Source organism: Pseudomonas sp. 382 (genome assembly GCF_002759075.1).
Taxonomy (GTDB): domain Bacteria; phylum Pseudomonadota; class Gammaproteobacteria; order Pseudomonadales; family Pseudomonadaceae; genus Aquipseudomonas; species Aquipseudomonas vlassakiae.
This window is the reverse complement of record NZ_PEMX01000018.1, coordinates 89327-104504: the sequence shown is the minus strand read 5'-3', so window position 1 is coordinate 104504 and position 15178 is coordinate 89327. Positions and strand designations below refer to the sequence as shown.

At 59.3% G+C, this 15178-nt stretch carries 15 protein-coding genes; all 15 read right to left on the bottom strand.

The genetic code is table 11. The features are described 5' to 3' along the window. Positions 1-261: 261 nt before the first annotated feature. Positions 262-1629 (bottom strand): bifunctional UDP-N-acetylglucosamine diphosphorylase/glucosamine-1-phosphate N-acetyltransferase GlmU, encoded by a 1368-nt coding sequence (gene glmU, locus CQW31_RS19840; RefSeq protein WP_099815206.1) that lies wholly within the window; start codon positions 1627-1629, stop codon positions 262-264. A gap of 120 nt (positions 1630-1749) precedes the next feature. Then, positions 1750-2169, bottom strand: coding sequence for a F0F1 ATP synthase subunit epsilon (locus CQW31_RS19835; RefSeq protein WP_033695933.1), 420 nt, complete (start codon positions 2167-2169; stop codon positions 1750-1752). Between the two features lie 44 nt (positions 2170-2213). Then, entirely contained in the window at positions 2214-3590 is a 1377-nt protein-coding gene (atpD, locus tag CQW31_RS19830; protein WP_054884840.1) for a F0F1 ATP synthase subunit beta, read from the bottom strand. Between the two features lie 27 nt (positions 3591-3617). Then, positions 3618-4478 (bottom strand): F0F1 ATP synthase subunit gamma, encoded by an 861-nt coding sequence (gene atpG, locus CQW31_RS19825; protein ID WP_013974905.1) that lies wholly within the window; start codon positions 4476-4478, stop codon positions 3618-3620. Positions 4479-4526: 48 nt separating this feature from the next. Further along, complete coding sequence (gene atpA, locus CQW31_RS19820; RefSeq protein ID WP_054884841.1) at positions 4527-6071, bottom strand: F0F1 ATP synthase subunit alpha; 1545 nt, start codon at positions 6069-6071, stop codon at positions 4527-4529. A 21-nt stretch (positions 6072-6092) separates the two neighbouring features. After that, on the bottom strand, positions 6093-6629 hold the full coding sequence (locus CQW31_RS19815) for a F0F1 ATP synthase subunit delta (protein WP_003253191.1): 537 nt from the start codon (positions 6627-6629) through the stop codon (positions 6093-6095). Positions 6630-6641: 12 nt separating this feature from the next. Continuing rightward, complete coding sequence (locus CQW31_RS19810) at positions 6642-7112, bottom strand: F0F1 ATP synthase subunit B (RefSeq protein WP_027917106.1); 471 nt, start codon at positions 7110-7112, stop codon at positions 6642-6644. A 57-nt stretch (positions 7113-7169) separates the two neighbouring features. After that, positions 7170-7427, bottom strand: a complete 258-nt coding sequence (gene atpE, locus CQW31_RS19805) for a F0F1 ATP synthase subunit C (protein ID WP_003097235.1) — start codon at positions 7425-7427, stop codon at positions 7170-7172. A 143-nt stretch (positions 7428-7570) separates the two neighbouring features. Beyond that, complete coding sequence (gene atpB / locus CQW31_RS19800; RefSeq protein ID WP_054884842.1) at positions 7571-8440, bottom strand: F0F1 ATP synthase subunit A; 870 nt, start codon at positions 8438-8440, stop codon at positions 7571-7573. Between the two features lie 16 nt (positions 8441-8456). Next, positions 8457-8864, bottom strand: a complete 408-nt coding sequence (locus CQW31_RS19795) for a F0F1 ATP synthase subunit I (RefSeq protein WP_054884843.1) — start codon at positions 8862-8864, stop codon at positions 8457-8459. A 149-nt stretch (positions 8865-9013) separates the two neighbouring features. After that, on the bottom strand, positions 9014-9886 hold the full coding sequence (locus CQW31_RS19790) for a ParB/RepB/Spo0J family partition protein (protein WP_054884844.1): 873 nt from the start codon (positions 9884-9886) through the stop codon (positions 9014-9016). Between the two features lie 9 nt (positions 9887-9895). Further along, entirely contained in the window at positions 9896-10687 is a 792-nt protein-coding gene (locus tag CQW31_RS19785) for a ParA family protein (RefSeq protein ID WP_012316952.1), read from the bottom strand. Positions 10688-10705: 18 nt separating this feature from the next. Continuing rightward, a complete protein-coding gene (gene rsmG, locus CQW31_RS19780) occupies positions 10706-11356 on the bottom strand; it encodes a 16S rRNA (guanine(527)-N(7))-methyltransferase RsmG (RefSeq protein WP_054884845.1) in 651 nt (216 codons plus the stop codon). Further along, positions 11353-13245: a tRNA uridine-5-carboxymethylaminomethyl(34) synthesis enzyme MnmG gene (gene mnmG / locus CQW31_RS19775; RefSeq protein WP_099815205.1), complete on the bottom strand. Its 1893-nt coding sequence runs from the start codon at positions 13243-13245 to the stop codon at positions 11353-11355. Before mnmG ends, rsmG begins: the two co-directional genes overlap by 4 nt. A 554-nt stretch (positions 13246-13799) precedes the next feature. Then, entirely contained in the window at positions 13800-15170 is a 1371-nt protein-coding gene (gene mnmE / locus CQW31_RS19770; protein ID WP_099815204.1) for a tRNA uridine-5-carboxymethylaminomethyl(34) synthesis GTPase MnmE, read from the bottom strand. Positions 15171-15178 lie beyond the last annotated feature (8 nt).

The following is a 15178-nucleotide window of genomic DNA, read 5'->3' as shown; positions in this document are numbered from 1 at the left end:
ATCGGCGCTTTGGTGGAAGGGGTGGGGCGATGTCTCCCACGGTCTGTACTGCTGCTAACAGTCAGAATCGGGCATTTAGTCCCACCACCCCTTCAAGTCTAACCATACAAGCGGGCGTGCCCGCGAACACGGGCGCAGCCCGTGCCATACATCGTGTTGTCTACTTCGCGGGCAAGCCCGCTCCCAAAGGGTTGTGTGCAGGCATAAAAAAACCGACTTATTCACATAAGTCGGCTTTCAATCGAAACAGCTGTGTATAACTCAGCTTTTCTTGATCTTCTCCGGGCGCTTCCAGCCCGCGATATTGCGCTGGCGCGCACGGGCCACCGCCAAGTCACCTGCTTCGACAGCCTGAGTGATGGTCGAACCGGCCGCCGTGGTGGCACCGGCCTTGATTTCCACAGGCGCCACTAGCGAGTTGTTGGAGCCGATGAACACGTCCTCCCCCATCACGGTCTTGAACTTGTTGGCGCCATCGTAGTTGCAGGTAATGGTACCGGCGCCGATGTTGGTACGCGCACCGATCTCGGCGTCTCCCAGGTAGGTCAGATGGCCAGCCTTGGCGCCTTCCCCCAAATGGGCGTTTTTCAGTTCGACGAAGTTACCCACATGGGCCTTGGCTTCCAGCACGCTGCCCGGGCGCAGGCGGGCGAACGGCCCGGCATCGCTGCCCTCGCCCATCACCGCGCCGTCGAGATGCGTGTTGGCCTTGATGACTGCCCCCTTGCGCAGGGTGCTGTCCTTGATCACACAGTTCGGGCCGATCTGCACGTCGTCCTCGATGACTACCTTGCCTTCCAGGATGACGTTGATGTCGATCAGCACGTCGCGACCCACAGTCACTTCGCCACGCACATCGAAACGGGCCGGGTCGCGCAAGGTGACACCCTGGGCCATCAGGCGGCGGCCTTCACGCAGCTGGTAATGGCGCTCGAGTTCCGAGAGCTGGCGACGGTCATTGGCGCCCTGTACTTCCATCGGGTCATGGGGCTGTTCGGTGGCGACCACCAGGCCATCAGCCACCGCCATGGCAATGACATCAGTGAGGTAGTACTCACCCTGGGCATTGTTGTTCGACAGGCGGCCCATCCAGTCGGCCAGGCGCGCGGCAGGCATGGCCAGAATACCGGTATTGCCTTCCTTGATCGCCTTTTGCGCTTCGCTGGCGTCCTTGTGCTCGACAATAGCGATCACTTGGCCTTCGCCATCACGCACGATGCGGCCATAACCGGTCGGGTCTTGCAAGGTGACGGTGAGCAGGCCGAGCTGCGTGTCGTTAACCTTCGCCAGCAACCGCTGCAGGGTTTCCACTTCGATTAGCGGCACATCGCCGTACAGCACCAGCACGGTATCGGCAGTGATCGCTGGCAAGGCCTGCGCAACGGCGTGACCCGTGCCCAGCTGCTTGTCTTGCATGACGAAATTCAGGTCGTCGGCTGCCAGGCGCTCACGCACCAGCTCGGCGCCGTGACCGATGACCACATGAATGCCCTGTGGCTGGAGCTGGCGCGCGCTGTGGATAACGTGACCGAGCATGGAGTTGCCGGCTACCGGGTGGAGTACCTTTGGCAGCGCCGAACGCATGCGTGTACCTTGGCCTGCGGCGAGAATGACGATATCGAGGGACATTGACTGGCTACCAATCCTGGGTGGTCAGGGATGACCGAAGAGGGAATTCAGAAAAAGAAAAAGGGTAGCCGAGGCTACCCTTTAACTCAATCGCAACGGAAGTATGCGGCAAAAGCCGGATTACTTGCCCTTGCGCATTTGCTGGACAGTACGCAGCTGAGCTGCTGCTTCGGCCAGACGTGCGGCAGCAGCACCGTAGTCGAAGTCCGAGCTTTTCGCGTTCAGGGCGTTCTCAGCAGCCTTGAGGGCTTCCTGAGCCTGAGCTTCGTCCAGGTCGGCAGCGCGCTGCACGGTGTCGGCAAGAACCTTCACCATGTTCGGCTGCACTTCGAGGAAGCCACCGGAGATGTAGAACACCTCACGATCGCCACCTTGCTTGGTCAGCGTGATCGGACCAGGCTTGAGATTGGTGATCAGCGGGGCGTGGCCTGGAGCGATACCAAGATCGCCCAGGTTGCCGTGCGCTACTACCATCTCGACCAGGCCGGAGAAGATTTCTCCTTCCGCGCTGACGATATCGCAATGGACTGTCATAGCCATCTGCTTGCCTCAACCTGATTAGCGCCCCTTGCGGGGCGCCGGGATTACAGTTTCTTGGCTTTCTCGATCGCTTCGTCGATGCTGCCGACCATGTAGAACGCTTGTTCTGGCAGGTGGTCGTAGTCACCTTTGAGGATGCCGCTGAAGCCAGCGATGGTGTCTTTCAGGGGAACGTACTTGCCTGGCGAACCGGTGAAGACTTCGGCCACGAAGAACGGCTGCGACAGGAAGCGCTGGATCTTACGAGCGCGGGCTACCAGTTGCTTGTCGCTTTCGGACAGTTCGTCCATACCCAGGATCGCGATGATGTCCTTCAGCTCTTTGTAGCGCTGCAGAACATACTGAACGCCACGAGCGGTCTCGTAGTGTTCGTTGCCGATCACGTTCGGATCCAGCTGGCGCGAAGTCGAGTCCAGTGGGTCAACCGCTGGGTAGATACCCAGGGAAGCGATGTCACGGGACAGAACGACGGTGGCGTCCAGGTGAGCGAAGGTGGTCGCTGGCGACGGGTCGGTCAGGTCGTCCGCAGGTACGTATACGGCCTGAACGGAGGTGATCGAACCTTCTTTGGTCGAAGTGATACGCTCTTGCAGAACGCCCATCTCTTCGGCCAGGGTCGGCTGGTAACCTACTGCCGAAGGCATACGGCCCAGCAGTGCAGATACTTCGGTACCGGCCAGGGTGTAACGATAGATGTTGTCGACGAACAGCAGAACGTCGTTACCTTCGTCACGGAACTTCTCAGCCATGGTCAGGCCGGTCAGCGCTACGCGCAGACGGTTTCCTGGTGGCTCGTTCATCTGACCGTAGACCAGCGCTACCTTGTCGAGAACGTTGGAGTCCTTCATCTCGTGGTAGAAGTCGTTACCCTCACGAGTACGCTCACCCACACCAGCGAACACGGAGTAACCGCTGTGTTCCATGGCGATGTTACGGATCAGTTCCATCATGTTTACGGTCTTGCCGACGCCGGCGCCACCGAACAGACCAACCTTACCACCCTTGGCGAACGGGCAGACCAGGTCGATAACCTTGATGCCGGTTTCCAGCAGGTCGTTGCCGCCTGCCTGGTCAGCGAACGAAGGCGCTGGCTGGTGGATACCGCGACGCTCTTCTTCGCCGATCGGGCCGGCTTCGTCGATCGGGTTGCCAAGTACGTCCATGATACGGCCCAGGGTGGCCTTACCAACTGGAACGGAGATGGCAGCGCCGGTGTCGACGACATCCAGACCGCGCTTCAGGCCTTCGGTCGAGCCCATCGCAATGGTACGAACCACGCCGTCGCCCAGCTGCTGCTGAACTTCGAGGGTGGTTTCCGCGCCTTGAACTTTCAGCGCGTTGTAAACACTCGGTACGACGTCACGTGGGAATTCCACGTCGATGACGGCGCCGATGATTTGAACGATACGTCCGCTACTCATAGCTGGATCCTCTGAATTTTTGAACCGTTAAACCGCGGCAGCGCCGCCGACGATTTCCGAGATCTCCTGGGTGATCGCAGCCTGACGCGCCTTGTTGTAGATCAACTGCAGCTCTTTGATCAAATCACCGGCGTTGTCTGTGGCGTTCTTCATGGCGATCATCCGGGCTGCCTGTTCAGCAGCGTTGTTCTCGACCACCGCCTGGTATACCTGCGACTCCACGTAACGCACCATCAAGCCGTCCAGCAGCTCTTTTGCGTCAGGTTCGTACAGATAATCCCAGTGATGCTTGAGATCCTGATCCGGGGTTGCCACCAACGGTACCAATTGCTCGACCGTCGGTTTTTGGGTCATGGTGTTGATGAACTTGTTCGAAACCACCGAAAGGCGATCGATACGGCCGTCCAGGTAGGCGTCCAGCATCACTTTGACGGAGCCGATCAGATCGTTGATCGATGGCTCTTCGCCCAGGTGGCTGATCGCGGCTACCACGTTGCCGCCAAAGATGCGGAAGAAAGTCGCACCCTTGCTGCCGATCACGCACAGGTCGATTTCAACGCCCTGTTCGCGGTTTTCGTTCATGTCCTTGACCAGGGCCTTGAACAGGTTGGTGTTCAAGCCGCCGCACAGACCACGGTCACTGCTCACCACGATATAACCGGCGCGCTTTACAGGGCGCTCGATCATGAACGGGTGGCGGTATTCCGGGTTGGCGTTGGCCAGATGACCGATCACCTGGCGGATACGCTCCGCGTAAGGACGGCTAGCAGCCATGCGCATTTGTGCCTTGCGCATCTTGCTGACCGCCACTTTCTCCATGGCGCTGGTAATTTTTTGCGTGCTTTTGATGCTCGCAATCTTACTGCGAATCTCTTTTGCGCCTGCCATGTATCACCTATCAGGTTAGCAAGCGGGGGCCGGAGCCCCCGCTGCGGCTTACCAGGTCTGGGTGGCCTTGAACTTCTCGATACCGGCTTTCATGCCAGCGTCGATTTCGTCGTTGAAGTCACCCTTCACGTTGATCTTCGCCATCAGTTCGGCGTGATCACGGTTGAAGTAGGCGATCAGCGCTTGCTCGAAGCTACCGACCTTGGAGACTTCCACGTCAGTCAGGAAACCACGCTCAGCGGCGTACAGCGACAGGGCCATGTCCGCGATGGACATTGGCGCGTACTGCTTCTGCTTCATCAGCTCGGTTACGCGCTGACCATGCTCCAGCTGCTTGCGGGTCGCTTCGTCCAGATCGGAAGCGAACTGGGCGAATGCAGCCAGTTCACGGTACTGAGCCAGAGCGGTACGAATACCACCGGACAGCTTCTTGATGATCTTGGTCTGAGCGGCACCACCTACGCGGGATACCGAAACACCGGCGTTCACTGCAGGGCGGATGCCCGAGTTGAACATGGCCGATTCCAGGAAGATCTGACCGTCGGTGATGGAAATCACGTTGGTCGGAACGAACGCGGAAACGTCGCCAGCCTGGGTTTCGATGATCGGCAGGGCGGTCAGGGAACCGGTCTTGCCAGTGACTGCGCCGTTGGTGAACTTCTCGACGTACTCTTCCGAAACGCGCGATGCACGCTCCAGCAGACGGGAGTGGAGATAGAACACGTCACCTGGGTACGCTTCACGTCCTGGTGGACGGCGCAGCAGCAGGGAAATCTGACGGTAGGCAACGGCCTGCTTGGACAGGTCATCGTAAACGATCAGGGCGTCTTCACCGCGGTCACGGAAGAACTCGCCCATGGTGCAGCCGGCGTAAGGAGCCAGGAACTGCAGTGCGGCGGATTCCGAAGCACTGGCAACGACCACGATGGTGTTGGCCAGGGCGCCGGTTTCTTCCAGCTTGCGAACGATGTTGGCAACGGTGGAACGCTTTTGGCCGACTGCAACATACACACAGAAAATACCGGAGTCTTTCTGGTTGATGATGGCGTCGATGGCCATGGCGGTCTTGCCGATCTGGCGGTCACCGATGATCAGCTCGCGCTGGCCACGGCCGACAGGAATCATGGCGTCGACGGACTTGTAGCCAGTCTGTACAGGCTGGTCTACCGACTTACGCCAGATCACGCCCGGAGCCACTTTCTCGACCGCGTCGGTCTGGGTGTTGCCCAGAGGACCCTTGCCGTCGATCGGGTTGCCCAGTGCGTCAACGACGCGACCCAGCAGTTCCTTACCAACCGGAACTTCCAGGATGCGGCCGGTGCACTTGGCGCTCATGCCTTCGGCGAGGGTGTCATAGGCACCCAGGATCACCGCACCTACGGAGTCTTGCTCCAGGTTCAGGGCCATGCCGAATACGCTGCCAGGGAACTCGATCATTTCGCCGTACATGACGTCGGCCAGACCGTGGATCCGCACGATACCGTCGGATACCGAAACAACGGTACCTTCGTTACGGGCTTGGGAGCTCACATCGAGGTTGTCGATGCGGCCCTTGATGATTTCACTAATTTCGGAAGGATTGAGTTGCTGCATTGCTCTGCTGCCCCTTCAAACTCAAGATTTCAATGCTTCGGCCAGTTTCGCGATCTTGCCGCGAACAGAGCCATCGATTACCAGGTCACCAGCGCGGATGACGACGCCGCCAATCAGGCTGGCATCCTCCGACGCGTGCAGGCGAACTTCCTGGCCTAGCCGTGCACTGAGAACCTTGGCGAGTTTGTCTTGCTGTTCTTGGTTCAACGCGAAGGCACTGGTGACTTCCACGTCCACGGATTTCTCTTGCTCGGCCTTGTACAGGTCGAACAGAGCGGCAATCTCCGGCAAAAGCAGGAGACGGTCATTTTCCGCGGCAACATGAATGAAATTCTGTGCCTGTGCATTGAACTTGTCACCGCACACGTCAATGAACGTGGCGGCCTTTTCTGCGCTCGTCAGTCGCGGGGCCTTGAGCAGGCGCTGCATGGTGTCGTCTTGAGACACCGCAGCAGCCAGGCCGAGCATGGCTGACCAATTGGCCAGTTGCTGATGGGCCTGGGCATGCTCAAAGGCAGCCTTAGCGTAAGGTCGGGCCAACGTGGTCAGTTCTGCCATGATCGCCCTCGCTTAAATTTCAGCGGCCAGTTTGTTAACCAGCTCCGCATGCGCGTTTTGATCGATTGTGGCGCCAAGGATCTTTTCAGCACCGCCAACAGCCAGGGCACCCACTTGGGCACGCAGGGCGTCTTTCGCGCTGTTCAGTTCCTGTTCGATCTCGGCCAGAGCCTGAGCCTTCACACGGTCAGCTTCGACGCGGGCCTGGTCACGGGCTTCCTCGACAAGCTGAGCAGCGCGCTTCTTGCTTTGCTCAATGATTTCGGCTGCCTGTGCTTTAGCTTCACGCAGTTGCTGACCCACTTTTTCTTGGGCCAGCTCCAGGTCGCGAGCTGCGCGGTTGGCAGCGTCCAAGCCGTCGGCAATCTTCTTTTGACGCTCCTGCAGAGCAGTGATGACCGGAGGCCATACGTACTTCATGCAGAAGAGTACAAAAATCAGGAAGGCAACGGATTGGCCAATCAGGGTTGCATTAATGTTCACGCCAACACCTCGCTCGGTCTTAATTCATCACAGCCATCAACTCGTGGTTACGAGTGATTAGCCGGCGATCTGACCAACGAACGGATTCGCGAAGGTGAAGAACAGAGCGATACCAACACCGATCATGGTTACGGCGTCGAGCAGACCGGCAACGATGAACATTTTCACCTGCAGCATCGGAACCATTTCTGGTTGACGAGCAGCGCCTTCCAGGAATTTGCCGCCCAGCAGGCCGAAACCAATGGCGGTACCCAGAGCACCCAGGCCGATCAGCAGAGCAACAGCGATAGCGGTCAGACCAACTACAGTTTCCATCTTTCCTCCCGACTTTTACGTCGTATTGGTTAGGTTTTTAAGTTGAAGCGGTAAAACAAATCGTTTGGTACAGCTGCCCTTGCGGACTTTTAAAGCCTTCCCCCCAAACGAGCGGGGAAGGCTACAAGACACGCCAGGCGGTCTTAATGGTTATCTTCATGAGCCATCGACAGGTAGACGATGGTCAGCATCATGAAGATGAAAGCTTGCAGCGTGATGATCAGGATGTGGAATACAGCCCATGCCCACTGCAGCACGACACCCAGGCCGCTCAGCCAGAGGATGCCGGCGCCGAACATCACGGCGATGAGGATGAACACCAGTTCGCCAGCGTACATGTTGCCGAAAAGACGCAGTGCCAGGGAGATCGGCTTGGCGATCAGGGTGACGAATTCGAGCAGGAAGTTCACCGGGATCAGCAGGATCTGAACGAAGATGTTCTTGCTGCCGAACGGGTGCAGGGTGAGCTCACCGATGAAGCCGCCCAGGCCCTTGACCTTGATGCTGTAGAAGATGATCAGGGCGAACACGCAGAAGGCCATGGCCAGGGTCGCGTTCGGGTCGGTGGTCGACACTGCACGGAACGGAATGTGCGGATCACCGGAGATCAGCATGGCCAGCTGAGGAATCCAGTCGACCGGTACCAGGTCGATGGCGTTCATCAGGAATACCCAGACGAAGATGGTCAGCGCCAGCGGGGCGATTACCGGGCTACGGCCGTGGAAGGAGTCCTTCACGCTGCCATGGACGAAGTCCACCATCACTTCCACGAAGTTCTGCAGGCCGCCTGGTTGACCAGAAGTCGCCTTCTTGGCCGCCATGCGGAAGATGAACAGGAAGATCAGACCCAGCGCGACGGACCAACCCAGGGTGTCCAGGTGGAACGCCCAGAAGCCCATTGCCTTGGCTTCTGCAGCCGAATGGGCAAAGCCCCAGCTGCCGTCTGGTAGTTGACCGTAGGTCAGGTTCTGCAAGTGGTGCTGGATATAGCCCGAAGCGGTTTCTGCTGCCATGGTTGCCTCAAACGCCCTAAGGTCTCGAAAGTCTTTTATTCATCAGCAGGGGCGCGAACCAGCTGACCAAAAGGGTCAACACGAAGACGCCGAAGACTGCTAACGGCGCCAGTGGCTTCACTCCTGCGAAGGTCAGTGCAAATAGCACTGCCGTCAAAATCATCTTGCCTGCCTCGCCAGCGTAAAACGACTTGACGATGGCTTGTGCCGCCCGAGCTCCGCTGAAGCGAAAAGCCTTCCAGGCGAAATACACATTGGGCAGCCAGGCAATCAAACCTCCGCAAAGGCCTGAATATCCACTGACCGCCCCTTTCCACTGCCACAACACGAAGGTTGCCAGCAGCAGTACGACGAATTGAGCCAGCAGTACCGGAAAAACCGCCCAGCGATGGAAAGGCAGGCGGTTTGGCGTGCGGATTTCCATCACAACTGCTCCTCGGAAGTCGACCAACAAGTCAGTTATGACTTGGCATAATTTGTGCCGACAAAATGCGCGCAGAGTATAGGGGTGGATTAACCCCTATTCAACTCTTCGGTAGTGATTTCCGACTGCTCGCTACAACGGGAATTGTTTCAGCGGATGTGAGCAAGCACGCCTTGCAACTCGTCAAGCGAGTTGTAGCGGATAACCAACTGGCCTTTGCCCTTGTTGCCGTGGCGTATCTGCACGGCGGAGCCAAGGCGCTCTGCGAGCCGCTGTTCAAGGCGTGCAATGTCCGGATCAGGTTTGCTCGGTTCGACCGGATCAGGCTTGCCGTTGAGCCATTGACGGACCAGTGCCTCAGTTTGGCGCACGGTCAGGCCACGTGCGACAACATGACGCGCCCCCTCTTCCTGACGTTCTTCCTCGAGGCCGAGCAATGCGCGGGCGTGGCCCATCTCCAGGTCGCCGTGGGCGAGCATGGTCTTGATTGCCTCGGGCAGCGAAATCAGGCGCAACAGGTTGGCCACGGTCACCCGCGACTTGCCCACGGCATCGGCCACCTGTTGCTGGGTCAGCTCGAACTCTTGCTGCAGGCGCTGCAGGGCCAGGGCTTCTTCCAGCGGGTTGAGGTCCTCGCGCTGAATGTTCTCGATCAGCGCCATGGCGATGGCGGCTTCATCCGGCACTTCGCGCACCATCGCCGGGATGGTGTCGAGACCGGCTTGCTGGGTGGCGCGCCAGCGGCGCTCACCGGCAATGATCTCATAGCGGCTACCGTCGATCGGGCGGACCACGATCGGTTGCATCACCCCATGGTTGCGAATCGAGTGTGCGAGTTCTTCCAGTGCCTCGGGGTCCATGTCGCGGCGCGGCTGGTATTTGCCGCGCTGGATCAGTTCGACGGGCAGGTGTTGCAGTTCTTTCTGGTCGATCTTCACAGCCTGCTCTTCGAGCGCGCTGACGGAAGGACCACTTAGCAGTGCATCCAACCCACGTCCGAGACCCCGTTTCTTAACGGCCATGCGGATTCCTTAAGTTGTCTGTGCAGTGCGTGATTGACGGCGTTGACGGCGTACCAGTTCACCGGCCAAGGCCAGATAAGCCAGAGCGCCACGCGATTGCTTGTCGTAGGCCAGCGCCGGCATGCCGAAGCTCGGAGCCTCGGCCAGGCGGATGTTGCGCGGAATGACCGTGTCGTACAGCTGCTCGCCGAAATGCTCCTTGAGCTGCGCCGAAACATCATTGTTCAGGCTCAGGCGCGGGTCATACATGGTCCGCAGCAGGCCTTCGATCTTGAGCTCCGGGTTCAACCGGGCAGCGATGCGCTTGATGTTATCCACAAGGTCGCTGAGCCCTTCCAGTGCGTAGTACTCACACTGCATCGGGATGATGACGCCATCGGAGGCGACCAGCGCATTGAGCGTCAGCATCGACAGCGACGGCGGGCAGTCGATGAGGATGAAATCGTAATTTTCGCGGATCGGCGCCAGCGCGTTGCGCAGGCGGCTTTCCTTGACCTGCATTTCCAGCAGCACCACTTCCGCGGCGGTCAGGTCGCGGTTAGCCGGCAGCAGCTGGAAGCCGCCGTGCTCGGAGTAGTGCATGGCCTGGGCAAGGTCGCATTCCCCGATCAGCAGGTCATAGACCGAATGCTCGAGTTCGTGTTTGTCCACACCGCTACCCATGGTCGCGTTGCCCTGGGGATCGAGGTCGATCAGCAGCACACGACGCTTGGTCGCGGCCAGCGATGCTGCGAGGTTGATACAGGTAGTGGTCTTGCCGACACCACCTTTCTGGTTCGCGATTGCGAATACCTTAGCCATTGTTGCGTGTGTTCCCAATCAAGCCTTGCGGCGCAGTATCAGCAGATGGCGCTGGCCCTGGCAACCCGGAACGGTCAGGGCCTGCTCGCTTTCCACTGTGAAGTCTGCGGGCAATGCTACCAGTTCATCGGCAGGATGCAGCCCCTTCATTGCAAGCCATTGCGTCCCGGTGTCGCCCAGATGGCGTGTCCAGTTGGTGAAGTTCTCCATGCTGCTGAAGGCGCGGGAGATGATGCCGCTGAACGGTTGCGACGGCTGGAAGGCTTCGACCCGGCTGTGGATAACCGTGAGGTTGTCCAGCTTCAGCTCCATCTTCACCTGGGTCAGGAAGCGCGTCTTCTTGCCATTGGCGTCCAGCACCGTCACCTGCTTGTGCGGATGCAGGATAGCCAAAGGAATGCCGGGCATGCCACCGCCGCTGCCAACATCCAGCCAGTTGTCACGCTCGCTGTGGATAAACGACATGACGCTGAGGCTGTCGAGCAGATGGCGGGAAACCATCTCGTCCGGGTTGCGCACGGCAGTGAGGTTGTAGGCTTTGTTCCATTTGATCAACAGGGCCAGGTAGCCCAGCAGCTTCTCGTGCTGCTCGGCGCTCAGCTCGACACCAAGCTGGCGCGCACCTGTGGACAACTCTTCGGCGTGTTGCGGGGTGACCAGGGAACTCAAGCGCTTTGCTCCAATTCGCGGCCTGCGCCGCGTTTTTTCAGATGAATCAACAACAGGGATATGGCTGCCGGGGTAACGCCTGGAATACGCGAAGCCTGGCCCAGTGTCTCTGGACGGGTCTGGCCGAGCTTGCCCTGGATCTCCTTCGACAGCCCGGAAATCGTGGTGTAGTCGATATCCACAGGCAGCCGGGTGTCTTCGCTGGCTCGCAGGCGGGCGATCTCGTCCTGTTGGCGATCGATGTATCCGGCGTACTTGGTCTTGATCTCGACCTGCTCGGCGACCTGTGGATCGATTTCTGCACCGCCGGTCGCTTCGATCAGCCCGGCATAGTCGATCTCTGGACGGGCCAGCAGGTTGAGCAGGCTGTACTCGTGGGCCAGCGGGGTACCGAACTTATCCACAATGGCTTGGCCTTGTTCGGTGTTCGGACGCACCCAGGTAGACTTCAGTCGCTGCTCTTCCCGCTCGATGCCGTCGCGCTTGGCGCAGAACGCGGCCCAGCGATCGTCGTCGATCAGGCCGAGCTCGCGGCCTTTCTCGGTCAGGCGCAGGTCGGCGTTGTCTTCACGCAGGATCAGCCGGTATTCAGCGCGCGAAGTGAACATGCGATACGGCTCCTGGGTACCCAGGGTAATCAGGTCGTCGACCAGTACGCCGATGTACGCCTCGTCGCGGCGCGGGCACCAGCTTTCGCGGCCTTGCGCACGCAACGCGGCGTTGGTCCCGGCCAGCAGCCCCTGGGCGCCGGCTTCTTCGTAGCCGGTGGTGCCGTTGATCTGGCCGGCGAAGAACAGGCCACCGATGACTTTGGTCTCGAGGCTGTACTTCAGGTCACGCGGGTCGAAGTAGTCGTACTCGATGGCGTAGCCCGGGCGAACGATATGGGCGTTTTCCATACCGCGGATCGAGCGCACCAGCTCCAGCTGCACATCGAACGGCAGCGAAGTGGAAATACCGTTGGGGTAAAGCTCGTGGGTGGTCAGGCCTTCCGGCTCGATGAACACCTGGTGGCTTTCCTTGTCGGCGAAGCGGTGGATCTTGTCTTCGATCGACGGGCAATAGCGCGGGCCAACACCCTCGATCACACCGGAGTACATCGGTGAACGGTCCAGGTTCGAAGCAATGATCTCGTGGGTGCGGGCGTTGGTGTGGGTAATCCAGCAGCTCACCTGGCGTGGGTGCATGTTGGCGTTGCCCATGAACGACATCACCGGGATCGGCGTGTCGCCAGGTTGCTCGGTCATGACCGAGAAATCCACGGAACGGCCATCGATACGCGGCGGAGTACCGGTTTTCAGGCGGCCAACGCGCAGCGGCAGTTCGCGCATGCGGTGAGCCAGGGCGATTGACGGCGGATCACCGGCACGACCGCCGGAATGATTCTGCAGGCCGATGTGGATAAGCCCGCCGAGGAAAGTACCGGTGGTCAGTACCACCGATTCAGCGAAGAACCGCAGCCCCATCTGGGTTACCACGCCTTTGACCTGGTCCTGTTCGACGATCAGGTCGTCACACGACTGCTGGAATATCCACAGGTTCGGCTGGTTTTCCAGGATTTCGCGTACCACAGCCTTGTAGATGGCGCGGTCGGCCTGGGCGCGGGTGGCGCGTACGGCCGGGCCCTTGCGGTTGTTCAGGATGCGGAACTGAATGCCGCTCTTGTCGGTGGCCAGCGCCATGGCGCCGCCGAGTGCATCGATCTCTTTGACCAGATGGCTCTTGCCGATGCCACCAATCGCCGGGTTGCAGCTCATGTGACCGAGGGTTTCCACGTTATGGGTCAACAGCAGGGTTTTCACACCCATGCGTGCTGACGCAAGCGCAGCCTCGGTACCGGCATGGCCGCCGCCGATGACGATCACTTCAAAACGGGAAGGGAAATCCACCACGCACCTCGTGCCTGTTTTTGCGAATAGAGAAGGTAAGCGGACAAGTATAGGGACTTCACCCCCTGCAAAGGAACCGTCTGAGCAAATTTTGACCAGTCTGTGGATGAATGGCAGACAACAGAAATCAAAGAAGAAAACTTTATAAAAGCTTTGTTTTTATGTTTATTCTTATGCACAGCCTCTCCTGTGGATAAGCTGCTGTAGCCCTTTCACCGTCTAATTTTCAGGGAAACTGAACCCTGTGGCTTACCGACCATGAGGGGTATGGATAACGTCTTTAAGCCTGTGGATTAAATGAACGTTTACCCACAGGCGGATTTTTCCTCAGCAAAATGGCCTGCTTATCAAGAGGGCTAAGGGCCAGTTTTCCACAGGGCTCCTGAACAGAAAAACGAGACTGTGGATGATTTTGTTAGGCCTGATCTGGCGTTTCACGGCTCAAGCCGCTCCCACAGGGGCCGGTATGGGCTTCGAAAGATCCGACGAATGGAAATCGCAGGCAAAAAAAAGCCGCTCCCAACGGAGCGGCCTTGGATTTGCCTGGTTGTGGACTACTTGCCGATGCAGAAACTGGAGAAAATCCGCCCCAGCAGGTCATCGGAACTGAACGCGCCGGTGATTTCACCCAGGGCCTGCTGTGCCTGCCGCAAGTCTTCGGCCAACAATTCACCCGCACCAGCCAGGGTCAGTTGGGCGCGGCCATGCTCCAGGTGCGAACTGGCCTGGCGCAAGGCATCCAGGTGGCGCCGGCGGGCGCTGAAACCGCTCTCGGCGGTCTGTTCGTAACCCATGCAGGCCTTCAGGTGATCGCGCAGCAACTGCAGCCCCTGGATGTCACCTTTGGCACTGAGGGTGATGGTTACATGGCCGTCTTCGCACAACTCCAGCCCTACCCGCTCACCGCTGAGGTCCGCTTTGTTGCGAATCAGCGTGACCTTCGCCGGATCTGGACGCTGGTCAAGAAACTCGGGCCACAAGGCGAACGGGTCACTGGCCTCGGGTGCGGTGGAATCGACTACGAGAAGTACCCGGTCGGCCTCGCCGATAGCCTTGAGCGCGCGTTCCACGCCGATCTTTTCCACATGGTCGTCGGTATCTCGCAGGCCGGCCGTATCGACGACGTGCAGGGGCATGCCGTCGATGTGGATATGTTCACGCAGAATATCCCGGGTGGTGCCGGCGATGTCGGTGACGATGGCCGCCTCACGCCCCGCCAACTGGTTCAGCAAGCTCGACTTGCCGGCGTTTGGCCGGCCGGCAATGACCACCGTCATTCCGTCACGCAGCAAGGCGCCCTGCCCGGCCTCGCGCTGTACAGTGGATAACGCGGCGCGGACGGCATCAAGCATCGACAACACATGGCCATCGGCGAGGAAGTCGATCTCCTCTTCCGGGAAGTCGATCGCGGCCTCGACATAAATGCGCAGGGCAATCAGCGCCTCTGTCAGGCTATGCACACGCTTGGAGAATTCGCCCTGCAGCGAGCGCAAGGCATTACGTGCAGCCTGGCTGGAGCTCGCCTCGATCAGGTCAGCGATGGCTTCGGCCTGGGCCAGATCAAGCTTGTCGTTGAGGAACGCCCGCTCGCTGAACTCGCCCGGGCGCGCCAGACGGCAACCGACTTGCACACAGCGCTGCAGCAGCATATCCAGGACAACCGGGCCGCCATGTCCCTGCAACTCAAGTACATCCTCGCCGGTGAACGAGTTCGGCCCAGGGAAGTACAACGCAATGCCTTCATCCAGCACCAGGCCATCCTCATCGCGGAATGGCCCGTAGTGGGCATGGCGTGGCTTCAGCGTCCGGCCGGTGATCAACTGGCCAGCCTTGCTTGCCAATGGCCCGGACAGCCTGACGATACCGACGCCACCGCGGCCTTGGGCGGTGGCGATGGCAGCGATGGTTTCACGCACAGTGTTCATGCTCGAAA